The following is a 24,182-nucleotide window of genomic DNA, read 5'->3' on the forward strand; positions in this document are numbered from 1 at the left end:
GGAACGCGGGACTCCCCCGTTGCGACGTCCCGGGCCACGCGCCGTGGCCTGGGGCGTCCTGCTCGTGGCCCGTCCTCGGCAGTGGATCAAGAACCTCCTCGTCGCAGCGGCACCCGCGCTCGCCGGGGCACTGGACTCTGCGGCAGCCGCGGCCGACACCCTGCTGGCCTTCCTCCTGTTCTGTGCGGCGGCGAGCGGCACCTACCTGCTCAACGACATCGCTGATGCGGAAGCCGACCGGGCCCATGCCCGCAAACGGCACCGTCCCATCGCTTCCGGCCTGGTCCCCGTCCCCCTGGCCGCGGTCCTCGGCGCGCTCCTCATCGGCTCCGCCCCGCTGGTCGCGCTGGCCGCCGCCAAGCCCCGCCTTGCCCTGGTCCTCGTCGGCTACCTTGCGCTGTCGGTGAGCTACACCTACGGGCTGAAACACCTTCCACTCTGCGACATCGCCGCAGTCGCGGGCTGCCACGTGCTGCGCGCCCTCGCCGGAGGGGCCACCACCGGTGTCCCCATCACCGGCTGGTTCCTCGCCGTCGTCTCCCTGGGGGCGCTTCTCGTCGTGGCGGGGAAACGGGAAGCGGAGCTCCGCACCCCCGCTTCCAGACGCACCCGCGCCACCCTCGCGTACTACACGACCGGTTTCCTCACCCGGCTGCGGATCGCGACCGCGAGCGCCATGGTCGCCACCTACTTCCTGTGGGCGTGGACCACTCCCACCGGCCTCGCCCAGGTGCTGACCGTAGCGAGTATCGTTCCCCTGGTCATGGCGGTATTCCGGCTCCACGCGCTCGTGGACCGCGGCATCGGAGAGGAGCCGGAGGAACTGGTGCTGCGTGACCGCCCACTGCAGCTGTGCCTCGCCGCTCTCGGGGCCCTCGTCCTGCTCGGCGTCCACGTGGGCTGAGCCTGATTCGACGGCAGGGAGGACCGGTGCACCGCCACCGCACACCGCTCACCGGCTGGGGACTCCTGCGTCCCACCGTCGCCACCGTGGTGCGCCCCCGCACCACAGACGAACTCGCCGCTGTGCTCCGCTCCGCCGCCCGCGGACGCGGCGCGGTCGCCCGCGGTCTGGGCCGCTCCTACGGTGATGCCGCGCAGAACGCGGACGGCACCGTAGTGGACTGCGCCGACCTCACCCCGGGCTTCCGGGTGGACGCGGCTGCGGGCACGGTCACTGCCTCGGCAGGCACCAGCCTGGACACGTTGCTGCGCCACCTGCTGCCCCGCGGCTTCTTCCTCCCGGTGACCCCCGGCACCCGGCAGGTCACCGTGGGGGGAGCGATCGCCGCCGACGTCCACGGCAAGAACCACCACGTCGACTCGTCGTTCGGCGCACACCTGCGCGCCCTCACCCTCGTCACCCCCGACGGCGCGGTCCGCCGCCTCGGCCCCGACCGGGACCCGGACCTGTTCTGGGCGACCGTCGGCGGCATGGGGTTGACCGGGGTGATCACCGAAGCCACGTTCACCGTGCTTCCCGTGACGACCTCGCGGATGCGAGTGGACACCGACCGCATCCCTGACCTGGAGGCGGCCCTAGCAGCAATGACCGAGCGCGACGACGACTACCGCTACTCGGTGTGCTGGCTGGACCTGTTGGCGCGCGGCCGCTTTCTGGGGCGCGGCGTGCTCACCCGCGCCCACCACGCCCACGTCGCCGACCTGCCTCCCGCGGCCCGCCGCGACCCGTTGCGCTACCGGCCCCGGCAGGGGATCCGGGTGCCGCGCGGCGTGCCCTCCCGCCTACTGACGCCGACCACCGTACGGGCCTTCAACACGGCCTACTATGCGGCAGCGCCGCGCCGCCGCCGGGACGAGCTCCAGGAGGTCACCGCGTTCTTCTACCCGTTGGACGCGCTCCGCGACTGGAACCGGCTGTACGGGTCCCGCGGCCTGGTGCAGTACCAGTTCACCGTGCCGTTCGGGCAGGAGGAGACGCTGCGGCGGATCGTCGAGCACCTGGCGAAGCACCAGGCCCCCTCGTTCCTCGCGGTCCTGAAACGCTTCGGCCCCGGCACTCCCGCTCCGCTGTCCTTCCCCCAGCCCGGGTGGACACTAGCGGTGGACCTGCCCGCCGACCTTCCTGGACTCCTCCCGCTGCTCACCCGCTTCGACGAATGGGTGCTCGCCGCGGGAGGCCGCCTCTACCTGGCCAAGGACAGCCGGGCCGCAGCGGCAACCGTGCACGCCATGTACCCGGAGCTTCCCCGGTGGCACCGGGTGCGGGACCGGGTGGACCCCGAGCGGGTGCTGGTCTCGGACCTGGCCCGCCGTTTAGAACTGTGACAGGAGGACGGAGCGAGATGCGTCGGACAGCACGTGCCGTGGAATCGGTGCTGCTGCTCGGCGGACGCAGCGAGATCGGGCTGGCCATCGTGGAACGGCTGGTCCGCGGCGGCGCCCGCCGGATCGTGCTGGCGGCCCGGCCGGGACGGCAGGCGCCGCTGGCGGAGGCGGCCGCCCGCCTCCGAGCTCAGGGCGCTGCCGACGTGCACGTCGTCGACTTCGACGCGGCCACGCCCGCCGACCATGCCGCAACCGTTGCGGAGGCGGTGCGTCTCGTCGGCGACCTCGACGTGGTGGTCGCCGCGTTCGGGGTGCTCGGCGACCAGTCGCGCCTCGTCGGCGACCCCGTGGCGGCAGCCGAGAACGTGACAGTGAACCTGACCGGTCATGTGTCGGCCGGGTTGGCGGTTGCGGCCCGGCTCCGCGAACAGGGCCACGGAACCCTGGTGGTGCTGTCGTCCGTGGCGGGGGTGCGAGTGCGGCGCGCCAACCTCGTCTACGGAGCGGCCAAGGCAGGCCTCGACGGTTTTGCCCACGCGTTGGGCGACCTGCTCGCCGAGAGCGGCGCCCGGGTCTTGGTGGTCCGTCCCGGATATGTGCGCACCCGCATGTCCGCGCACGTGCCTGAAGCGCCGCTGGCCACCACTCCGCAGCAGGTCGCGGACACGGTCGCTGCGGCGCTCCGCCGCGGCACGCGGACCGTGTGGGTTCCCCGCGCCCTCGGCGTGCTGGCGCTGGTCTTCAGGCTGCTGCCCCGTCCCGTGTGGCGCCGGTTGCCTCGTTGACCGCGCTTCCCGGTGCCTGCCCGGGCTGTGCACGGTCCTGCACCCCGCCGGTACGCGGCTGCTCCCCGGTGCTTTCCTGAGCGGGCACTGCCCTATTCAGTTTTCTCTTCCAGGTCTTCCTGCTCCCAGGGGTTGCCTTCCACCGACGGGACGAGTTCGCCGAACGTGACCCAGGTCAGGCAGACCTCATCGGGCACCTTGATCACCAGGGTCTGCCCTTTCCCGGTCAGCGGCACATACCAGGATCCCCCGTAGGGGGCAGCAGGCAGGACCGTGGTCTGGGTGACCGTGTCGAGCCCCACCGTGGTTTCGGCATCCCGGTCGGAGACGTAGCTGAGGCCCAGCACGTGGCCGGGGTGGCCGAAGGTGGAGACCTGGTGGAGTACCTGGCCGTCGAGCGTCTCCACGCATTCCCCGTCGTCAGGCGGGCCGAGGAAGACGCTGTCCGGTGCGGGCTCGGCGACCACGAGGAAACCCGCGTCGTTGAGCACCATGGGCAGGGCCGCGGGCTGGGGGTCGGCGATCCGCTCGGCGTCGTCGCCGGCGAGCGGGCTGAGCAGGAACGAGCTGAACCGGCGATGCCCGTTCCACGGCAGCACGATGTCTTCGGGAACCGGACGGGGGAACACTCCCGCTTCTTCGGGGATCGCGGCCAGGGAAGCGCGCACCGTGTCCAGGTACCAGTGGACCCGGTCCCCCGACAGGGTGTCCGCGTAGGCCGCGGTGGACACGGAAGCCGCAGCGACGAACCCGGCCGTGGCCCCCGCTGCTGTGCCGCGGAGCAGCCGTCTGGGCAGGCGGATCCGCTGCCGAACCGGGCGCTGCGCAGCGGACTCCTCCCAGCGGGGGGCGAGGAACGCCCAGGCCACGCAGAACGCGAACACGAGAGCAGCATCGGCCACGTAGCGGGGGTCGTAGCCGACGAGCTCGTGGTAGCGTCCACGCGCCACCAGCGTGGGGACAAGGTCCACGCACACCAGGTAGCCGACGAGCAGCGCCCAGGCACGCCACGCCCATCGGGGGCGGTGCAGCAGGCTCACCCCCACCATCGCCGCCAGCACCGTCCACGCTGCCGCGACGAGGGCCGGATGCGGTTGGAGCAGGCCGCCTGCCGGGGTGACCGGCCCCCACGAGAACGGACCGCCCACGGCCCCGACGGGGAAGGTCTCCAAGAGGAGCCGCCGCGCCTGTCCGAGCGCCGCCTTCAGCGCCGGCACCCCAGCACCCTCCGCATCAGCGGGACGACTCATGTAGACCACCAGGTAGCCGAGGAACAGGGCGCCCATACCGGTCCAGAACCTGGGGCGGGCGCGCAGGGCGGCTGACGGCGCCCACGTCAACGGTCCGGGGGTGTGGAACGCGACCGCCACGGCGAAGAGCAGCAGCGGCAGCAGCAGGGCTTTGACGGAGAACGCCATACCGCCCACGACCGCGGCCGCGGCCAGCCACGCGTCCCGCTCGCGTCCGTGGCGCAGGTAGCGCACCGTCCACAGCAGGGCGAGCGCTGTCGCCAGCTGGAACGGGATCGCGTTGAGCGCTGCTGACCACCAGGCCAGGACAGGCACGGTGAGGGGCGCGCACACCGCGACGGCCAACGGTGCGAGAATCGCCCAGCGCCATCCCCAGACTTCGCCGAGCAGCCGGAAGGTCGCCGCTGCGGCGGCGCCGTGCAGGGCGAGCATGGTGCCCGCAGCCAGCGTCCAGTTGTAGGGGGACAGGGCAGTCAGCACGGCGACCAGTAGCTTCGCCCCGGGCATGAAGTGGCCTTTGTGCAGGCTGGTCAGGTAGTCGAAGGTCAGCGGGGAGGCTGCCGCGTCGGCCACGAACAGGAAGTCGTCTTCGATGAAGTAGGCGTGCCGCAGAACCCAGGCGCGCAGGCCCAGGGTGAGGGCGATGAGTGCGGCACCGGCGAGCACGACACGGTGGCTCTTCTGCGGGACTTCTCGCTCCGACGGTGCGGTCGCCGGGGAGGTAGTCAGACGGCTGTCGGGGTTGACGCCGCCATCAACGGAAGTGACAGAATGAGGCACATTGCCCACTATTGCGTAGCTCACCCCGCGGGGTCCATGGTCGTACCCGGAACGCGGAAAAAACGTGAACTGTTGCCGTCCGCCGCACCGTGGCGGCTGTCAGGAGTGTTCGTGAGTCTCGACGAGATCCGGAAGGACTGGACGACGCTGGGGGCCGCCGCTCCCCTGTGGGCGGTCTGCGTCGACCCCGCCAAACGGCACGGCGGATGGGACGATGACGAGTTCCTCGCCTCGGGCCGGGCCGAGATCGACGCCGCGATGGCGCGGCTGGCCGAGCTCGGGATCGCGCACGGCCGGGAGCGGGCACTGGATTTCGGCTGCGGGGCGGGACGCTTGTCCAACGCCCTGGCCGCCTACTTCGACCGGGTAGTGGGGGTGGACATCTCCGCGCCCATGCTGGCGGAGGCCCGCCGACTGGACCGCAGCGGCGGCCGGATCGACTTCCTCCTCAACGACGCCCCCGACCTGAAGATCTTCCCTGACGCCTCCTTCGACCTGGTCTACACCGACCTGGTGCTGCAGCACCTGCCGCCGCCCCTGGCCCGCGGGTACCTCGCGGAGTTCGCCCGGGTGCTGCGGCCTGGCGGGGCCTTAGTGGCGGGGATGCCCGCCACCGAGCGCCGCACCGTGAAAGGGCTGGTGTTCCGGTATGCACCGCACCGCGTGATCCGGTTCATCCAGCGCGTCCTGCTCGGATATCCCGCGCCGATGCGCATGCACACGATGCCGCCGGAGCAGATGCGGGAGCTGCTCGCCTCCCACGGCGTCCGGGTGGTCTCCGCCGAAGAGTACGCGGGCGACGACCACGGCACCCACTGGGTCCACATGCGCTACTACGCCCGCAAGGATCCGGGGGCCGCCCTGTGACCTCTCCCGTCCCCTTCCGCGCCACGGTGGGCCGGTCGGTGCGGCTGTTCGCGGCGTTCCGCAAAGAGCAGACCGACCCGGACTTCTTCTACGGCACTCTGGCCCGGGACACGGTGGCGCAGTTGCAGCAGTACACCGAGTTGGACGGTGCGATCGTCGCCGATGTGGGCGGCGGTCCCGGCTATTTCGCGGACGCGCTCCGCGAGGCGGGGGCGCGCTGCCTGTGTGTGGACGCTGACGCGGGTGAGATGCGGCTGCGGGACGGGGTCCTGCCGAAGAACGCGGTCCTGGGCAGTGCCCTCGACTTGCCGTTGCGCACCGGTTCGGTGGACGTGTGCTTCTCCTCCAACGTGCTGGAGCATGTCCCCGACCCGATCCGCATGGCTGATGAGATGGTGCGGGTCACCCGGCCGGGCGGGATCATCTACCTGTCGTACACGCTGTGGCTCTCCCCGTGGGGCGGGCATGAGACGTCGCCGTGGCACTACTTCGGCGGCCACTACGCGGCCCGCCGGTTCACCCGCCGTCACGGTCGCCGCCCGAAGAACGACTTCGGCTCCACCTTGTTTGCGGTCTCGGCCGCGGAGATGATCCGCTGGGCGCGGCGGACCCCGCACGCCTCGGTGGTGGCGATCCTGCCCCGCTACCTGCCGTGGTGGGCGTATCCGGTGGTGCGGATCCCGGTGCTCCGCGAGTTCCTCACCTGGAACCTGCTGCTGGTGCTGCGTCGCCGCTAGTAGGCCCGCATCAGGAGCGTGTCGGCTGCCGACGTGCCGTGGGAGTGCTGCGTCAGGAGGTAGCCCGGGCTGCGCGCCGGGCCAGCAGCATCCCGGATGCGACGAGCACCGCGCCGCAGACGCCGAGGACGAGCGGCCCCCATTCCTGCACGGCCCGCAGCAGACGCACCTGGGTGTCGGCGAGGTGGCGGGCCCGGCTGACCTGGCTGGGGACCGCTTCGAGGTCCGCGTCGAGCAGCAGCCGCTCGTGGTCGCTGTCGAGGGCGCGGAGTGTTTCACGCCGCTGTTCGGCCAGGTCGACGACTTGGCCGCTGGACGGCTCCACCCAGTAGACGCGGACGGCCTCTACCCAGCGTTCGGCGCGCACCGTGCCTTTGCGGTCCAGGCCGAGTGCTGCGGCGGGCACGTCGCGGACCGATCCGGGGACCCGGGTTGGCGGGATCTCCTGCCGGTAGCGGTGGACAGTGAGCCCGTCCCGGTCCTCGATCCCGTCGAGGCGCATCACGGGTGCCGCGTGCGTCTCCGGGTCGTGGAAGGCGAACGCTGCCTCGGCCGTGCCGGGCGGCCAGAGCCCGGTCCGCGCCCCGCTGCCCGCACCGCTGGTGCCGCAGCAGTCCACGATCCGTCCGCTGGCCCGGTCAACGACGCGCTGGTATTCGAGGAAGCCGATCGCTCCTAGCGGGCCATGGGTGTCGATGGTTGTCGCCACCGCGACCAGGCCCGGTGCGCCCGGCACCGGGGTGCCCCGCGTGCTGACGGTCTGTTTGACCTCCACGTTCTCCCGGGTCTGCCAGTGCGCAGTGTCCAAGTAGGTGGCGTGGGGGTCGAGAAGGGTCCACGTGTAGTGGAATTCGGCGGGCAGCAGGGCGAGCCGGGGGGCGACGACCAGCGGGAGGAGCAGGGCAGCGGTGAGACAGAACGCGCCCAGCATCGTCGTCAGCAGTCCCGCGCCGCGCGGCGGCCTCCGCCGTACGGTGGGCTGCCGCTCCTCCCCGGTCTGGTCGACCGGCTGCGGTTCCGCCGTGTCCTCTGCTCGGGTCACGGTGCTTCCTCCGCGTTGTCGGGCTGTGGGCGGGCCGCGGCGCGGGAGGGGGCATGCTGGGCTGCCGCGGGAGAGGGGCGGCGGCGCGGGGTGGACGGCAGGGCGAGGACGATGCTCACCAGTGCGGGCAGGCACAGCAGTTGCGCGACCCAGCCGCGGAGCGGTTCCGCGAGCACGGCCGTGGCCTCGTGCAGTGGCAGGTGGGCGGCGAGCGCGCTGCCGCTCGCGGCGCAGAGCCCGGCTGCGGCAAGTGAACCGGCGACCACCCAGCTGGGGGAGACCCGCTGTCCGCGCCGCTCCAGGGCGGAGGCGGTGAAGAGTCCGGCCAGGGCGACGGCGCAGCCCGCCCACCCGGAACTCACGATCCCGGCAAGGACAGCGATGACGCCCACGACGGGCAGGGGGAGGCGGGTCGTCCCTGCTGCGGGGAGGGCTGCCCAGCGCTGGGCTGCTGCCGTGCGGGGCAGGAGCAGCAGCATGACGAGGAGTACCGCGACCAGGACAGCGCCGACGGCGAGAGCCGCGTGGTAGAGGGTGTCTGGGGCATAGGAGAGGACGATCTCCCCGGAGGTTCCTGCGGGCAGCAGCCACGCCTGCTTCCACCCGTCGACGCGCACCGGGGTGAGCTCAGTTCCGGTATCGGCGAGCCGTGCCGTCCACCCGTCGTTGAAGTTCTCGGTGACGACGAGGTAGGAGTCGACGTCGGTGTCCACGGTGACCCGGCGTTCGCTGCGGCCCCACGCTTCGACGTCTACGGCCGCGGCGCGGACCGGGGCAGCGTCTTCTTGGGCGGCCTGTTCTGCATCGCGGACGATGACCGAGTCCACGCGGTACCGCTCAGTGGGCGGCAGGGTGATCCGGTTGGCTCCTGCGGTGAGGGGCACGGTGGTGCAGCTCGTGAACTCGACGGGCCGTCCGGCCAGCTGGTCGCGCACGGTTCCGCGGCTGATCCGGGTCTCCACCGGCGTACCGTTGACGGTCACGGTCGGTCCTTGACCGCATCCGGTGGTGGCGTCCGTGTCGTCGGGGACCGAGCGGGACGGGGCGACGCCGGGGAGGACGATTTCCGCGATCTCCAGTGGCTGGTCTGCGGGCGGGTCGAAGACGATCCGCAGCTCTTTGGCACGCAGTTTCGCGAACGTGAAGTGCCCGTAGGCGTCGAGGAGTCCTTCACGGACGGTGGTGCCGGTGTCCAGTACCACGCCGATGGGCCGGGTGACGGTGTCGCCGCGGGGGAACTCCACGGTCAGCTCGGAGAGGGTCACAGTCGTGCCGAAGTCGATGTGCAGGGAGGGGCGGTTGTCGTCCGGGGAGGGGTACCAGACAGTGGCGTCGTCGCCGTCGAACGCGTTCCGGCCCAGCGCGGCAGGGTGGTCAACCGAGGTGGACGACGCGGTGACTTTCGGGTAGCCGCCCGCGCGGTTGGCGTTCTTCTCAATCCGTTCCAGGTCGACCACGGTGACCTGCCCGGTGATGACGTGGTCTTTGGCCGCGGCCTCAGCGGAAAGCGTGACACTCCGGTCGAGGCGGTAGGCGTCCTCGCCCTGGATTTCCAGGCTGGGATGGCAAGTCCACACCCGTGACCCGTGGAAGCAGCCGGGGGCGGCGCCCGCTGCCCCCGTGAACAGCAGGGTGTCGGCGTCGACGACGCCGGGCACGGTGAGAATGCGGTCGGCGCGGAGCCCGGGGATGGCGAGCGAGACAATGCCGACCCGGGTGCCGGCCCGGTATCCAGGCTCCCAGGCGAGCTCGTCGACGCGGATCCGCATCCTGCTGGTCTTCCCTTCGGGGACTACGAGTTCCTGGGTGAGGTGGAAAGGGTCGATGTCGGTTTGGGCGCTGCCGTGGTCGGTGGTGACGGTGACCGTGGCGGGGGGCGGGGTGTCCGGGAGCCGTTCGAAGGTGATGGTGGTGCCGGTCACGTCGCGGGGTTCGGTGAACGTCACTTCCAGCCATTCCCCGACCGCACCTTCGATACTGCTGGACCGCCACGAGGTGGCGGAGGACTGGTCGAGTGCCGCGTACGGGGTCCGGCCCGGGTCACGCCGGCTGGGGAAAGCAGAGGCGCGGGATTCGGCGGAGGAGGCGGTGACCGCGGCGATCCCTTCGTAGCGGATGACGGCGGTGTAGGGCTCCCAGGCGGGGTCGACGACGTCGGGAGCGGGCATGTCGCGGTCGAATTCTTCGGTGGCGGTGAGGGCGGCTGAGGTGTTGCGCCGCACATCGGGGTAGACGACTTCGACACGGCGCAGGGTGTCGGAGACGACGGTGTCGGCGGCGGCGATCTGCTCGGCTCCCGGGTCGTCGCCGACGATCACGGGGCGGTCGTCAGTGAGCAGCCCGGTGTCCGCCATGGCCAGCAGGGTTTCGGGCCCGCCGATGACGCGCAGCGCCGTATCGGCGGGGACCGTGCTGGCCAGCGGGGCGCTGTCGGTGACTTCGTAGATGTCGAGCGCCCGGTAGGGCTGGTCGTACCAGTGCGCGGCGGGCAGCGCGTCGAGGCTGCCGATGACAGGGCCAAAGGAGCGCACGTGTTCGATGCCTGGCGAGTCGGCGAGCGCCTGGTGGACTCGGGCGGGCCAGCCGCCGTTGTTCCCTTCGCGCTGCAGGTCGTTGCGGACGAGCAGGTAGCGCACTCCCATGCGGGCGAGGACCTGGGCGAGGCCCGCAGACCCTTGCCCGGTGGAGAGCCGCTGGTCGACGGCGTGGGTGAGCCGGGACACCCCCGCTGAGCCCCAGGGGATGATCTGCTGGTTGGTCCACGGGGTGTCCATGAGCGGCTGCATGGGCTCGTCCATGGGGCGGCCCCAGAGGTATTCGCCGCGCGCCGAACCGGGGACCGCCATGGTCATCCGGCCGCCGCTGTGCGCGTCGAGCCACGCGGTCGCCTCGTACCAGTAGCCGGGGATTTCGGTGAAGGAGCCGCGGGTGGCTCCGCCGACGGTGGCGAACGGGGTCAGCGTGGCGAGGACGGTCAGCGCGCACGCGCCCGCGGCCAGGCGCTGCGGGGCTTCGGGACGCTGGAGCGGGCCGCGGGCGGGGAGGCGGTGGGCGACGGCGACGGGGAGGTGCGCGAGGCCGAGGACGACAGGAAGGCGGATCAGGACGTCGAACTTGTGGATGTTGCGGAACGGGCTGAGTACCCCGTCGAGCAGGTGCTGCACGGTGGGGCCGAACAGGCCGCCCAAGTCTCCGGTGTACCCGGCGGTGATAAGGGTGATCCCGGCGAGCGCGCTCGCGCCGAGGAACAGCCGTTCCGGGTTGTTCCGGTGCACTGCTCCGGCCAGGCCCAGCCCGGCGACCAGGGTGGTGGTGAGCACGAGCCAGGGCTTGGTGGCTATTTCGCTGCCGGCGGGGAGCGCGGAGGGACCGAAGATGTACCCCAGCCAGTGGGAGGCCCCGCGCACCGTGTTGAGGAGCGAGGTGACGCTGGTGGTGGTGGCGGCGTTCTCGGTGAAGGGCATGAACGAGAACACGTAGCCGCCCATGATCAGCAGCGGGACCAGCCACCAGAAGGAGGCGAGGCCGATAGCGGCCAGCCACCAGCCGAGCAGGGTCCACGTGCGCCGCTGGCGGGCGCGGGTAGCCAGGTAGAGCAGGGGGACGGTCAGGACGGCCAGTTCGGAGGCGGCGTTGGTGCCGCCGCACAGCAGGAATGCTGCGGCGGACAGCAGGGCCGCGCGCCGCGGGTCTGCGCCGGGCCGGGTCCCGTGGATGAGGGGCAGCAGCACCCACGGCAGCAGCAGGGTCGGCTGGAGTTCCGCGGAGTTGTACGACAGCAGGGTGAGGACGCGGGGGGACAGCGCGAACGCGACCCCCGCGAGGACCTGGGTCGGCAGCGAGCCGATGCGCAGGGCGCGGGCTACGGCGACGGTGCCGGTGAACGCCGCGCACAGCAGGGCTGCCATCCACAGCCGCTGGACCACCCATTCGGGCATGCCGGCGCTGATGAGCACGGCGTGGAAGGGGCCGTTGGGGAACAGGTAGCCGTAGGCCTGGTTCTGGAGCTGCCCGAAGTACGCCGGGTCCCACAGGTACAGGGCCCGGTACAGGAAGCCCAGCGGGTTGATGGTGAGGTCGAGTTTGGTGTCGCCGACGATCCGTGTGGGGTCGAGACTGAACGCGAGGGCGCTGAGGAGCAGGCACCCGGCGAGCAGGGTGAGCCTGCGGACTATGGTCTCGTCACGGTCAGCGGCGGACGGGGTCAACGGAGCAGACCTCGCCTTTCCGGGGTGCGGTGGAGTTCTGCGGCGAGCAGGTGGGCCATGGCGCAGCCGCTGCGTTCCCAGGTGAATTGCGCGGCCCAGTCTCGGCAGGCTTGGCGGATCTCGGCGGCGCGCACCGGGTCGGCGAGTTCGCGGAGGGCGCGTTCGACCACGTCGGTAAGGGTTTCCCCGTCGCGGACCAGCCAGCCGGTTTCTCCGTGCCGCACCGAGTCGCGGAGCCCGTCCACGTCGTAGGCGACCGTGGGCACGCCGTGCGCGGCGGCTTCGATCACGGTGAGCCCCCAGCCTTCGAATTCTGAGGGGGTGACGTGCAGGGTGGCTCCGGCGAGGACCGCGTTCTTTTCCGCTTCGGGCAGGAAGCCGTGCAAGTGGACGACGTCGTGGAGGCCGTGGTGGTCGATGCGTTCCCGCAGCGGCACGCTTTCGGGGCCGCGTCCCACGATGTGGGCGCGCAGGCCGGGGTAGCGGGACCGGAGTTCGGCGACCGCGTCGACGACGCGGGTGACGCGTTTCTGGACGACGAGGCGGCCGAGGAAGACGATCGCGGGGGAGCCGAGGTCGGTGCGGGGCGGGGTGGGCGGGAGCTGCGCGCGGGCGGGGCCGCCGTTGTGCACGATGGTGATGGGGGCGCGCCACCCGAGTTTGTCGCGCATGGCGCGGCGGGAGGACTCGGAAACGGTCACGGTGGGGCAGGAAGCGTAGACGCGGCTGGCGACCCAGCTTTCGATGAACCGGCCTAGCCGGGCGAGCGGCGGGCTGAAGTAGGCGTTGAACTGCAGGTCGTGGACGTGGTGCACGATGCTGATGACGCGGGTGCGGCGGGGCAGGACGATTCGGGAGAAGAAGGGGATGCCGTTCATGCAGTCGAAGGCCGCGTGGAACCGGCGTCGCCGCACCAAGAGCCACAGCATCACCCGGAGGTAGACGGTCCAGGGGCCGCCCATCCGCCGGATGGCGATGCCGTCGCGGGTCTCGGCGCGGGCTTGACCGCGTTCCCGGCTGGTCACGAATACTACTTCGGCCCCGCAGCGGACGAGGTAGCGGCTGATCTGCCAGGCGTAGGTCTCTGCGCCTCCGGCGACGCTCTGCCACGGGTCGCGCCAGTTGATCATGGCGATGCGGACGCCGTCGAGGCGGGGTGCCGCGTCCAGGCTCTCGTCCGGTACCGAGGAGGTCCGATCGTTGGCTGTTGCCGCGGGTGCTGCCCGGTGAGGGTGGTGGGTGGGGTGGAGACCGGTGGAGGGGGTGTGTTGGGAGACCACGTGCTCTTCTACTTTCCGCGAGCGGTGACCAGGGGAAACCCAGACAGTCGACACGGAAAGCATTTATTTGAATTCGAAGAGTAATTGACTTGGGGGTTGCCGAGGGGCGGTGCCGACCGTGCCGACGGTCTGAGGGGGTGTGCGTGTGCGCTGCGTCGGGAGTGCGAGGACTGGAACGTGGTCGGCGAAGCGCTCCGGGCGCCGCGGCGACGGCATTCACCGGAGCACGCCGCGCCTACCTGTCGCCGTAGTTGTAGAGCGTCTCGTTCACCGGTTCGACGGAAGTCGCTGAGGTTGTCGCAACCGTGGTCACGGTCAGGGTCGCGACCACTGCGAGGGCCGCGCCGACGGCACACGCGACCAGGATTCTGACCACTGCGCTTCTCCTTCCTCGACGCGTCACGTCGTTGAGGATGTGCGGGTATGGAGCAAGAGTAGAATCGAATTCGGCACTTGACTAGAGCTGTACCCGCACCGTTATCGCTGCTCCGGCCCTATCTGCCGCCTCACATGCCTCATACGCTGTAGTGATGTACTAATCGGTAACTTTCAGGAGGAGGAGCAGCGGACCGTCGTGGACCGCCGTGAAACCGGTGTGCGCGAAACCGAGGCTGCTCCCCTCGGGCACATTGGTCCGGTCGACGAGCACGTAGCGCACCCCTTCCGCGGCCAGCCGCTGTGCTAGGTCCGGCGTGTCCCGCGGGAGTCCGTCGTCCCCCATCAGCGGAGCGATCCGCTGGGCACGCGGGTCCTCCCCGGCGACCACGCGGAGCTGTTCCCCGTCCCGCACCCGCAGCGCGTCGTTCCACACCACGGGACGGTCGACCATCTTGATCGCCGGGTCCAGCACCACTGTCGCTGCATCCTTTCCCGTGGGAAAACCCCGGTAGGCGCTCCACGGCAAAGACAGCAGCGCCCCCTCGTGGGGGTCCTCGTTGACCAGCCGCTGCACCGTCACCCACTCGTGGGGGTAGTCGACCGGACGCAGCGTCCCCCACGCGCCCCACGCCAGTCCGGGAAGCAGCACCACCGGGGCAAGCAGCGCGCACCCCGCGAGGAGACGCGTCGCTGCCCGGGAACCTCGCGCTGTCCCCCGCCCACCGGACTGCCCCCACCACTGCACGGCGCCAGCCAGTCCCACGGCCTGCAGCAGAGCGAGCGGTGCCAGGTAGAGGTGCCCGTCGCGCAGCGGACCGAACCCCGGCCACAGGTCGATGAGTGCGCGCAGCACCCCTCTCCCCGCTTCCACGGTGCCTGCCAGGGCGACCAGCAGGCCCGCCGCTGCGGCCGCGGTCAATCCAGCCTGGAACCCTGGCTGGGGGCCGCGCCGCAGCAGCCATCCCCACCCGGTTAGCGCCACCAGGGACAGCACCAGCCGCCCCACCGCGCCCACCGGCTCGGCGAAACCGGGGGGCACGGCCCGGGCATTCCAGATCCCGCCCAAGCTGAGCAGGGAGGCCACCGTGCCGAGCGGAGTATCGGCGCGGACCGCGAACACGTCCACCGCTGCGGGATCCGTCGTTGCGGCGCTGGCCAGGGCAGGCACCAGCCACGGCAGTGCCGCCACCGCCAGGCAGCCGAGCACCGCGGCACTGGCGGCGATTGCCCGCCGCCACGGCCGCAGTAGGGCGATGGGCAGGGCCACCAGCGCGGACAGTACCGCAGACGAGAACCCGCCGATGGCGGCCGGCACCAGCGCGGCCCCCACGCGGGGCAGGTCGCGGGGTCCGCGGTACCGGGCTGCCGCGGCCACCACCCACGGAAGTCCGGCATAGCCCAGCAGCAGCGCCCACTGCCCCAGCAGCAGCCGCTCGGCGAGGAACGGGTTCCACACGTAGGCGAGAGCTGCCGCACTGCGCGCCGCCAGCCCGGGCCCCGGCACGAGCCGGGCCGCACCGGCGGCGCCGAGGACGAACACGGTGAGCAGCAGCAGTGTCTGCACCACATCGCCGGGAAGCACCATGCCCAGGAGGGCTGCGACGGCGTCGCTGGGCACTGCCCGGGGGAAACCGTCCCCCCAGCCCAGGGCCGCAGGGGAGAGCGGGGCGTTGGGGACGAACACCATGTCGTAGCGGAGCACGTAGCCCGGTCCCAGGGCGGGTCCCAGTACCGCTGCTCCGGCGGCCAGTCCGATCCCTGCCGGCCCCCACCGGTGCAGGAAGCAGGAGAATGCTGCGCGCCGCTGGCGGGGGGACGGCCGGGCAGGGTCAGTCGCTGGCACGGTAGACGATCCGTTCCGAGAAGCCGCCGGCGAGGTAGTCCCGGTGAGCGCGGACCGCGAACTCGTGGCCTTCGTGGCCCGGGCCGAGCTCCACCTGCGTAGCGTCGTGCACGACGGCTACGGTCTCCCAACCCGTGTCAGCGCTCACTTCCGCGGAGTCGGCGGGTGCACACTGGTCGCCCGCTGCACCGGAGCATTTCAGCTGGCGGCGCCACACCGCGTAGTGCGTGGCGCCGGGAGCAGCCTCCCAGGTGAGCACCCCGGCAACGATGCGGAGCCCTTCGGGGGCGGGCGGCGGGTCGTCGTCCAGTTCCAGTTGCACGGACGCAGAGAGCGGCCCCGGATCGTCGCCTTTGAGCGCCCGCACCGCGAACTCGTAGACGGCGCCCGCGAACAGGCCGGTGACCTCGTAGGTTTCGGTCTCCTCCGCGGTTGCGGCGACCACGCCGAGACTGGTCTGCTCATCCGGATCGGGGGACACCCTGCGCTGGAACACCTCGTAATGTGTCGCCCCTTCGACGTCCTCCCAGTACACGTGGACCCCTTCAGCGGTCCGTTCTGCGCGGACGTCCTCGGGAGCGGCGGTGGGCCCCACCGTCACCTCCGGCAGGGGGCGCGGGTAGGGAGCTCCCAGGTTGAGGGGGCGGGCCAGCGCGTCCGCGAACGCGGCGGCGATCTTCAGTTCGCCGCGCGTGTTGGGGTGGACGGCGTCCCAGTTGTCGTCCGCGGGCGCGTAGTCGGCGGCCGTGCGGGCGACGACGACCGGGGAGTTCGCGGTGGTGAGCTGCTCAGCCAGGGTCGGCAGAGCAGTGTTGTAGCTGTGGATGACCGTGTTGGCCGCCCGGTCGTTCTCGGTACCCCACACCGGGGGGATCTCGCCGAGCACGATGCGGATGTCGCCTTTGGCGAGCCGGGCGGCAGCAACGATGCCGCGGGTCCGGTCGAGCACTTCGGCTGTGCTGGCACCGCGCACGATGTCGTTGACGCCGACGAGGAGGAGCAGGTAGTGCGGGTCGGCGTCGACGACTTCCCGGCCGATGCGTTCCGCGACTTCCGCCGCGGTGGCTCCCCACACGCCCGCGTGGTCGGTGTCGAAATCAGCGGCATAGCGGTGGTCGCCGGGGCGGTCGGCGACCGGGTCGAACAGGTCGTTGCGCGGTCCCACGAAGTCCACGGCGACTCCGGCATGTTCGGTGAGGTGCTCCCACAGCCAGTAGCGCCAGGTGTAGTCCCCGGTACTGCCTTGGACGCGGGAATCGCCGCACACCATGATCCGGACCGGGTCCCCGGGCGGGGACCATTCCGTGGGCGGGGCGGGTCTGGGGGGTGCGGGACCGTCCACCCGGAAACCGCCGAGGGTGGTCTGGAGGACGAGCATAGTGAAGGCCATCGCGGCCATGGTGATGGCGAGCAGGCCGGACACGGGAGGGCGTGCCCACAGCCACCGGCGGCGCCTCCCGGTCTCCTCGGCCCCTTCCGCGGGGGGCGGGGTGTCTGTCTGCTCCACAGCGGACAGCCTAGGATGTGGTGCTCACCCCGGGCTATGCCGTACGCAACTGCCGTACCAGTGGTGGGGTTGGACACCGCACCGGGCACGGGGGTCCCTGGGAGCGGCGTCCTGCTGCGACTCTGCGCCGTCCGGGTGTCCCGTGCCGCTGGACGGGGGTAGCGGGGTCTCCCCTCCCCGGGTTACCCTCGGGTAACCTGCTGGCGCTCTCCCCCCGTCCAGAAAGGTCGTCCACGTGACCGGTCTGATCGCCGCCTTGGTTTCCGCCATGGTCTACGGTGTCGGCCTGACCGTGGAGCAGCGCGCCCTACACCGGTCGGAACCCATCGGCATCCGCCGCCCGCTGCACCTGGCGCGCGTCCTGTTCGGCAACCCCCGGTGGCTCGCCGGATGCGTGCTGGCGGCACTGGGCAGCGTCGGACTCATCGTCTCCCTGGGACTTGCCCCGGTCTCCGTGGTCCAGCCGACCTTTGCCGGGGGGATCTCGCTCACCCTGCTGCTGCTGTCCCTAGCCCAGCAGCAGCGGATCAGCCGGGGAGAGCTGGCCGCCCTTGGCATCATGCCGGTCGCCCTCCTCCTGCTGGCCCTGTCCCTGGGACCGCGCGATGCCGCGGCAGGAACCGTCCCGCACCTTCCTCTCCTGCTCACGGTCAGCGGGGTCACTCTCGCGGTCTGCGCGGCAGGGGTGGCCCTTGTCGGCGGCGGCCGGGCGTCCGCGGCTCTCATGGGCGGCGCTGCCGGACTCGCGCAGGGGGTGGCGGGACTGCACGGCAAGGGAATCGGCGGTCTCCTCGCCGACCACGGGCTCTTCGCCGCACTCGTGCCGGTCCTACTCTCCCCGTTCCCCTACCTGTACGCGCTGGGGTGGGCGGTGGGTATTGCGCTCTTCCAAACTTCGATGCAGCGCTCCCGCGCCTCCATCACCGCCCCGGCGGCGAATGTGGTGGGCAACGTCTTCACGGTCGTGGCCGGCACCGTGATCTTCGCCGAGCCCTTGCCGACCGAACCGCTTCCCCTGGTGCTGCGCGCCCTGGGTTTCCTGCTCACCCTCACCGTGGTGGCACTGGTCCACCGGGCTTCCGGCGAGGCGGAAGCGGAAGCCGGTCGGCTGCGCGCCGCGGCCCAGCCGACCGGCTGAGCCCGTCTTACACGGCGACGGCCAAGGCCTGGCGGAGCGACGGAGCTGCGACTTCCGCCCACGCGTCGACCACGCTGAGCGGTTCGGCGAGTTCCGAAGTGGCCAGGACCAGGCCGGGTTCGGCCACCCACGCGCCCAGGTCGGACAGGAGGACCCGCAGGTCGCTTTCGATGTTGTAGCCGTTGCGCAGGTCGTCCACCACCGCCAGCGGCAGCGCGATGACGTGGGCGAGGCCCAGCTCCGGCAGCCGGTCGAGGAACACCTTGAGCAGCCCGGTATAGCTGCCGTGGATTTGGGGGGTGGCCACGATCAGTACGTCGGTTGCGGCGATCGTGGCGAGCGCGTCGGCGACGCCGTCCGTCGCTTCTTCAGCGAGCAGCGCCGGACCCAACGCGGCAAGGTCGATGACGTCGATGCAGGCAGGGACACCGGTGTGCGCGGCGATAGCGTCAGCGGTGTGGACAGCGGTGGCACGAAGGGCGGAACGGGTCTCGAGTGCAGCGACGAGCACAGTGAAGCGAGTCATAGTGATCTCCAGGTGACACGACGGCCTCAAGCCGCGGGACGTAGCGCGAGGGAATCGTCGAGACGGGGAAGGCGGCAGAAGAGGGTTCCCAGGCACGGCGAACACGCACGTTCCTGACCGCTGGGATCAATGGATCTGGACCGGGGGCTCGAACGCGTGCGAGGAAACCGCGAGGACAGCAGGGGACAGAAACCCCGAAAGAAAAACGCTAGCGACGACAGAGTGCGCTCGCCTGCTGTCGCAGATCGACGTGCAGACGCTGAACGAGCAGCTCACCGGCAGACATGTACACCATCATGAAACGGACTCCAGGATGGCGTCAATGCGTGATGGACAGTTTTGTCAGAGTTAGCGGGTGAGGAAGGACACAGGGGGTCGGGCAGTGCGCACATTGACTAACGCACGGATCGTCACCTCGCAGGGGTGGACCGCAGGGTGGCTGCGCGTCGACGGTCCACGTATTGCCGAGGTCGGCGCGGGAATCGCCCCCTATCCCGCAGCAGAATCCGTGGACTTGGGCGGCCGCCTCCTCGTCCCCGGCTGGGTGGACATCCACGTCCACGGCGGCGGGGGCGCTTCCTTTGACGACGGCGACCCCGAGCGCGCCCTGGCCGCCGTCGACCTGCACCGTCGGCACGGGACGACCAGCCTGGTCGCGGGACTGGTGACCGCTTCCCCCGCAGCTCTGCTGCGCCAGGTGGCCGCGCTGGCCGAACTGTGCGAGGCGGGTGAGCTCGCCGGCATCCACTTGGAAGGCCCCTACCTGGCCACACAGCGGTGCGGGGCGCACGATCCGGCCCTGCTGCGCTCCCCAGACCTCGCCGAGTTCCAGCGGATCCTCCGCGCAGGCCGCGGCCACGTCCGGATGATCACACTCGCCCCCGAGCTGCCCGGCGCGCTCGAACTGGTGCGTGCAGCTGTTTCCGAAGGCGTCGTGGCCGCGGTCGGGCACACCGACGCCGACTATGCCACGGTGTGCGCCGCGTTCGACGCGGGGGCGACGGTGGCCACCCACCTGTTCAACCAGATGCGGCCCCTCCACCACCGGGATCCCGGGCCCGTGGCCGCGGCGCTCACCGACGACCGGGTGACCGTGGAGGTCATCAACGACGGGGTCCACCTCCATCCCGCGGTGGTGCGCATGGCCTGGGCTGCGGCCGGAGCCGACCGCACCGCTTTCGTCACCGATGCCATGGCAGCGGCCGGGCTGGGCGACGGGGACTACACCTTGGGCGGGCGCCGTGTCCGGGTCGCAGACGGCACAGCCCGCCTGGCGGACACGGGGGCGATCGCGGGCAGCACGATCACTTTGGCCGATGCTGTCCGTCGGGCAGTGCGTGACCTGGGCATTCCGCTGGCCGCGGCGGTACGCGCAGCCAGCACGGTTCCCGCTGCCGCCCTGCGCCTCGCTGACGTGGGGGCTCTCCTGCCGGGACGCTACGCCGACCTCGTCGTGCTGGAGCCGGATGGGACGCTCCACGCCGTCTACCACCGGGGCCGCCCCGTCACCGGAGTTCCGGCCAGCCGGGGCCAGCGCTGAGCCTGTTCCGCTCCGCTCCCCTGCGGTTCTGCGTCCGGTACGGAGGACGGGATCGGGCGGCCTGGGCGAGGACGGGGGCGCCTGTCAGCGCGCTCTGGCCTACGGCAGGTGCCCTCGGGGTCTGCCCCGGTCCCGGCCATGCCGACTATGCCCCGGCAGTGCTCCCGCAACGGATATGTTGAGACACCCCACGGCGTGTCATCATTACGTTGCGTGACCAAAGACGGTTCGACCTTCACAATACGTGAAAGTCAACTGGAGTTTCCTCTATCTAGGAGGACACCGTCATGGTTCACCCCACACATCCCACCCGCCCCGTCACCCCGGCGGCGATACTCACCCAATCCCTGCAGCGCAAACGGCTGGCCCGCCTCGCTGAAGCAGTCTCCTCACACGGGATCTGGGCGCGCGTCATCGACGACGGCCGCCCGTTCCTTCGGGTGAGCAACCCGCAGTCCGAGTTCGCCGTGGAAGACATCACCTGCGAACGCCGGGGGCAGGGCTACGTCTTCGTGACCTCGTTCGGCATGTACCTCGGCGACTGCGACGACCGCAGCCTGCGCCCGAGTGTGGAGCGGACCGCGCGCCTGCTCGGCGTGGAACTGTCCAACTGAGGACCGCACGCACCGGACGCCATGCTCCCCAGCACACAAAAAACTGCGGCGGCCGGTGCATTTCTGCACCGGCCGCCGCAGCAGCGACGCGTGGAGGTGGCGGGAATCGAACCCGCGTCCTTCGATGCTGCAGCAGGGCTTCTCCGGGCGCAGTCTGCTCAGCGTTCTCCTCGGCCCCGGCGCTCACGCAGACAAGTCGCCGACAGGCCCAGCCACAGAGCATGTCCCAGTCAGATCCTGTGGCCTGATCTGACCGGCAAGTCTCCTCAACGATGCCGGACACTGGGTCGGAGACGCTCCCAGGCCGACAGAGTCACTCTCGATCAAGCAGCGAGAGCGAACTCAGTGCGCTTAGAGTTGGCACTTATTTTTTCGCGGTCGCATTTTTAACGAGGCTGCGTCCGCTCTCCTCGGCCCGCTTCCCCTACAACAACCATCGAAGTCGAAACCGATCACCCCCTGTGCAGTTGTCAACGGGCTTCGAGCCCGCACTCAGGACTCACGCAGCGTCCTCGTTTTCTTAGGCTACTGGTTCAACACACCAGGTGCCAACCACATTCCCGGGACGCACGCAACTGCCTCGAAAACTGGAGAAACCCCCGCGGGCGCGGACGAGATCCGTCGACGCTGCCCGCGAGGGCCGGCCGGTAGGGTCACACCGACCTCGGTGGACAGGGCCTCCCCCGAGACGAGGTCCTGTCCCAGACTGGCCGCGACCCCCCATTCGCAGACCAGTCACCTATGAAGACGCCTCAGACGGCGTCCCAGGTTGCCTCCTCAGGAGAAAATTCGGGAGAAACCCCTCAAACCACCGCCCGTCCGTCGCTGCCCGAGCACGGCACGCAGTGCAGGCTCACGGGAGACCGGGCGGGGCCGTGCGGTCGCGGCCACCGCAGCCGTCACCCCTGACGGCCCGCCGTGCCAGCGGGAGCCCGCAACCGGGTCACGCACTCCCCTCGAGCTGGGAGTCCGCCTCGGCAGCGGAAACGTAGCTGGCGGGCAGCAGCTGCAGGAACGACAGGGCAGAGTTCACCGCGAACTGGTAGGTGTGCGAGGGAGCGGCCTCCACCACCACCGCGAAAGCGACGTGGCCCCGGTAGCCGACAAACCACTGGATGGTCTTCTCCTCACCGTCGATTTCCTGGGTGACCATCCCCGTCTGGCCGTGCACCGGGTTCACGTAGTCGATGTTGAGCACGGAGGCACTGCCCTGCTCCACGGGGGCGCGCATCAGCTCGCGGAGCGGCTCCAGCACCGCGGGGTCAACCGGAATGCTGTCCACTTCCGGCTCCACCCCGTCGATCAGCCGCGGCGCGTGCCACTGCCCGCCCGCAACCGCAGCCGCCACGAGAGCCATCCCCAGCGGGCTGACCGTGATCCCGTCCGCCCCCACTGTGGCAGCGGCAACCTGCTCCTGGCCTCCCTGCACGGTGAACTCCCCGGAAAACGCGGGGACCGGCAACTGCCACGGCTGGCCGATACCGAACCGCTCCGCGCTCTCCGCCAGGTCCGCGGCGCTCAACGAGCTCGACAGCCCCACAAACGCTGTCGTGCAGCTGTAGGCGAAGTTCGTCCGCAGGTCCGGGGTCCCCAGCAGGCTGCCGCCGTTGGGGTTCGTGAAAGTCCGGCTGCCCACTTCCGCCTGCTGCTCGCAGGCCATCGTGGTGTCCAGAGTGGCTTTGCCCCCGCTCAGCAGTGCTGCGGCCGAGACGATCGTGAACGTCTCGCCCGGGTAGTACTGCCTGGTCAGCGCACCGTCGTTGGACGGCTCGTCGGGCTGTCCCGCCGCGGCGAGGATCTCCCCGGAACGCGCATCCACCGCTACCAGGTAGGCGGTGCCGTTGATCGTAGCCAGCGACGTCTCCGCCGCCTCCTGCACCGCGTGGTCGAGGGTGGTGGTCAGCGAACCGCTCTCCTCCCCCGTCCACGTCTCCAGCACCCCCGTCTCCTCGCCCGAGGAGCTGAGCGTGACGACCCGGGTCGTCGCCGTACCGGCGAGCTGCTGCTGGAAACTGCTCTGCAAGCCGTTGAGCCCCACCGTGTCCCCCGCCTGGTACGGGCCCGAAACACGGTTGGCGACCTTGTGCTCCGCGGTTCCCGCGACCTCGCCGACCACGCCCGCGGCCCGGATCGGCAGGAGAGGCATCGTCCCCTCCTCGACCTCCACGCCGGGAATCGCGGTGGCCTTCGCGAGCAGGGAGCTGGACACGTCCTGGGTGCGTTTGAGGACGAGCGGCTGGAACTCCTCCGGAGGCGCAGACCGGACCCGGTTGAGCAGCGGCTCAGGATCCTCGTCGAGCAGCTCCGCCAGGCTGTTGATCCCCTCGGTCATGTCCGCCATCGCGGCGGGACGCACCCCGAACGCGGTGACTTCGGTCTCCTCGACGAGGGGTTCGCCGTTGCGGTCGTAGATCTGGCCGCGGTCTGGGACATCGTAGGTGACCGCGAGCCGCTCCCCCTCCCCCAGCTCCGGGTGGATCACCGCAGGCGACCAGTCGATCACCCAGCCCGAGTCCGTGCGCGTCAACGGGATCGTCCCCGTGTAGCGCCACACCGGATCGCCGATACCGAGGTCGGCCTCGGCCCCGAAACCGGCCGTCGCCGTGTCCCCGTCCATCTCGATCGGGCGAAGGCTCAACCGCAGCGCCGCCAGGTCAAGCTGGTTGTGCGCTTGACGGAGCGCCTCAGCGACCTCGGCGACGTCACCGTTGGTGACCTGTGCTGCGGCCTCGTAGTCGCCTTCCTGCCAGTTCAGCAGAAAGCTACGGACGGCGACCTCAGGGCTTGGCTCCGCCGCGCAGGCCGCAGTGGCCGTGACCAGAAGGGCGCCCGTGGTCGCGGCAAGGAATCGACGGAGGCTGTTTCGGGGGGGCAACCTGCTGTCCTTTCAACGCCGCCGACGCAGAGCTCTTTCCATTTCGCGCTTAGCCTCGCGTTCGGCGATGTCGTGGCGTTTGTCGTACTCGCGCTTGCCTCGGGCCAGAGCGATCTCGACCTTGGCCCGGCCGTTCCGGAAGTAGAGCGACAGCGGGACCAGCGTGCGGCCCGCCTCGCGGGTCTTCGCGTCCAGCTTCGCGATCTCCTCCCGGTGCAACAGGAGCTTACGCGGGCGACGCGGAGCGTGGTTCGTCCACGTCCCCATCGTGTACTCGGGGATGTGCACGTTGTGCAGCCAGACCTCGCCGTTCTTGATCTGGGCGAAACCGTCGACCAGGGAGGCACGGCCGGCACGCAGCGACTTCACCTCGGTACCGGTCAGCACCAGACCGGCCTCATAGGTGTCTTCGATGTGGTAGTCGTGCCGGGCGCGCCGGTTCTGCGCGATGGTCTTCGGTCCCTGCCCCTTGTCCTGTTTTTTCTTCCGTGCCATGTGTGCTCGCTCCTCGCCAGGCTGGCCG

Annotated in this window: 18 protein-coding genes and 1 other RNA gene; 8 read left to right on the plus strand and 11 right to left on the minus strand. The window is 70.6% G+C overall.

The genetic code is table 11. The annotated features are described in order from the left end of the window. The first annotated feature begins 19 nt into the window (after window positions 1-19). From TFU_RS12230 to TFU_RS12240, 3 genes are read left to right on the plus strand one after another with little or no spacing between them, the layout of a single operon-like run. Complete coding sequence (locus TFU_RS12230; RefSeq protein ID WP_011292883.1) at window positions 20-904, plus strand: decaprenyl-phosphate phosphoribosyltransferase; 885 nt, start codon at window positions 20-22, stop codon at window positions 902-904. A gap of 26 nt (window positions 905-930) precedes the next feature. Next, window positions 931-2,289, plus strand: coding sequence for an FAD-binding oxidoreductase (locus TFU_RS12235; RefSeq protein WP_011292884.1), 1,359 nt, complete (start codon window positions 931-933; stop codon window positions 2,287-2,289). 17 nt (window positions 2,290-2,306) lie between these two features. Next, window positions 2,307-3,074: a decaprenylphospho-beta-D-erythro-pentofuranosid-2-ulose 2-reductase gene (locus TFU_RS12240; RefSeq protein WP_011292885.1), complete on the plus strand. Its 768-nt coding sequence runs from the start codon at window positions 2,307-2,309 to the stop codon at window positions 3,072-3,074. 92 nt (window positions 3,075-3,166) lie between these two features. Here TFU_RS12240 and TFU_RS12245 read toward each other — a convergent pair whose 3' ends face one another. Continuing rightward, window positions 3,167-5,104, minus strand: a complete 1,938-nt coding sequence (locus TFU_RS12245) for a hypothetical protein (protein ID WP_370492099.1) — start codon at window positions 5,102-5,104, stop codon at window positions 3,167-3,169. A 111-nt stretch (window positions 5,105-5,215) separates the two neighbouring features. On the opposite strand from TFU_RS12245, the gene TFU_RS12250 reads away from it, so the two are divergent. Both TFU_RS12250 and TFU_RS12255 read left to right on the plus strand, forming a co-directional pair. Continuing rightward, the gene (locus tag TFU_RS12250; protein ID WP_107491010.1) at window positions 5,216-5,971 is read left to right on the plus strand and encodes a class I SAM-dependent methyltransferase; all 756 of its coding nucleotides are present in this window, start codon (window positions 5,216-5,218) and stop codon (window positions 5,969-5,971) included. After that, complete coding sequence (locus tag TFU_RS12255; protein ID WP_011292888.1) at window positions 5,968-6,708, plus strand: class I SAM-dependent methyltransferase; 741 nt, start codon at window positions 5,968-5,970, stop codon at window positions 6,706-6,708. The genes TFU_RS12250 and TFU_RS12255 overlap by 4 nt, the downstream gene beginning before the upstream one ends. Before the next feature lie 52 nt (window positions 6,709-6,760). Here the strand turns inward: TFU_RS12255 and TFU_RS12260 are convergent, their stop codons facing one another. The 6 genes from TFU_RS12260 to TFU_RS12280 all read right to left on the minus strand — a co-directional run bounded on the left by TFU_RS12260 (window position 6,761) and on the right by TFU_RS12280 (window position 16,966). Further along, on the minus strand, window positions 6,761-7,750 hold the full coding sequence (locus tag TFU_RS12260; RefSeq protein ID WP_011292889.1) for a DUF3068 domain-containing protein: 990 nt from the start codon (window positions 7,748-7,750) through the stop codon (window positions 6,761-6,763). After that, complete coding sequence (locus TFU_RS12265; protein ID WP_011292890.1) at window positions 7,747-11,958, minus strand: alpha-(1->3)-arabinofuranosyltransferase domain-containing protein; 4,212 nt, start codon at window positions 11,956-11,958, stop codon at window positions 7,747-7,749. Before TFU_RS12265 ends, TFU_RS12260 begins: the two co-directional genes overlap by 4 nt. Further along, window positions 11,955-13,238 (minus strand): glycosyltransferase family 4 protein, encoded by a 1,284-nt coding sequence (locus TFU_RS12270; RefSeq protein WP_016189156.1) that lies wholly within the window; start codon window positions 13,236-13,238, stop codon window positions 11,955-11,957. The genes TFU_RS12265 and TFU_RS12270 overlap by 4 nt, the downstream gene beginning before the upstream one ends. 235 nt (window positions 13,239-13,473) lie before the next feature. Then, window positions 13,474-13,614 (minus strand): hypothetical protein, encoded by a 141-nt coding sequence (locus tag TFU_RS16225; RefSeq protein WP_016189157.1) that lies wholly within the window; start codon window positions 13,612-13,614, stop codon window positions 13,474-13,476. A 159-nt stretch (window positions 13,615-13,773) separates the two neighbouring features. Continuing rightward, on the minus strand, window positions 13,774-15,459 hold the full coding sequence (locus TFU_RS12275; RefSeq protein ID WP_011292892.1) for a hypothetical protein: 1,686 nt from the start codon (window positions 15,457-15,459) through the stop codon (window positions 13,774-13,776). After that, a complete protein-coding gene (locus tag TFU_RS12280) occupies window positions 15,446-16,966 on the minus strand; it encodes a GDSL-type esterase/lipase family protein (protein ID WP_011292893.1) in 1,521 nt (506 codons plus the stop codon). Before TFU_RS12280 ends, TFU_RS12275 begins: the two co-directional genes overlap by 14 nt. A gap of 235 nt (window positions 16,967-17,201) precedes the next feature. On the opposite strand from TFU_RS12280, the gene TFU_RS12285 reads away from it, so the two are divergent. Next, window positions 17,202-18,104: a hypothetical protein gene (locus tag TFU_RS12285; protein WP_011292894.1), complete on the plus strand. Its 903-nt coding sequence runs from the start codon at window positions 17,202-17,204 to the stop codon at window positions 18,102-18,104. Window positions 18,105-18,111: 7 nt separating this feature from the next. On the opposite strand, the gene TFU_RS12290 is transcribed toward TFU_RS12285, so the two are convergent. Continuing rightward, window positions 18,112-18,630, minus strand: coding sequence for an NADPH-dependent FMN reductase (locus TFU_RS12290; RefSeq protein WP_011292895.1), 519 nt, complete (start codon window positions 18,628-18,630; stop codon window positions 18,112-18,114). Between the two features lie 382 nt (window positions 18,631-19,012). On the opposite strand from TFU_RS12290, the gene nagA reads away from it, so the two are divergent. Continuing rightward, the gene (gene nagA / locus TFU_RS12295) at window positions 19,013-20,170 is read left to right on the plus strand and encodes an N-acetylglucosamine-6-phosphate deacetylase (RefSeq protein WP_011292896.1); all 1,158 of its coding nucleotides are present in this window, start codon (window positions 19,013-19,015) and stop codon (window positions 20,168-20,170) included. A 287-nt stretch (window positions 20,171-20,457) separates the two neighbouring features. After that, entirely contained in the window at window positions 20,458-20,784 is a 327-nt protein-coding gene (locus TFU_RS12300) for a hypothetical protein (RefSeq protein WP_011292897.1), read from the plus strand. 88 nt (window positions 20,785-20,872) lie between these two features. Here TFU_RS12300 and ssrA read toward each other — a convergent pair. The 3 genes from ssrA to smpB all read right to left on the minus strand — a co-directional run bounded on the left by ssrA (window position 20,873) and on the right by smpB (window position 24,154). Beyond that, window positions 20,873-21,244, minus strand: a transfer-messenger RNA (tmRNA) gene (ssrA, locus tag TFU_RS15880). 483 nt (window positions 21,245-21,727) lie between these two features. After that, window positions 21,728-23,659, minus strand: coding sequence for a penicillin-binding transpeptidase domain-containing protein (locus TFU_RS12305; protein WP_011292898.1), 1,932 nt, complete (start codon window positions 23,657-23,659; stop codon window positions 21,728-21,730). A 12-nt stretch (window positions 23,660-23,671) separates the two neighbouring features. Further along, window positions 23,672-24,154, minus strand: coding sequence for an SsrA-binding protein SmpB (smpB, locus tag TFU_RS12310; protein ID WP_011292899.1), 483 nt, complete (start codon window positions 24,152-24,154; stop codon window positions 23,672-23,674). Window positions 24,155-24,182 lie beyond the last annotated feature (28 nt).

Origin of the sequence: Thermobifida fusca YX (genome assembly GCF_000012405.1) — a bacterium.
Taxonomy (GTDB): Bacteria; Actinomycetota; Actinomycetes; order Streptosporangiales; family Streptosporangiaceae; genus Thermobifida; species Thermobifida fusca.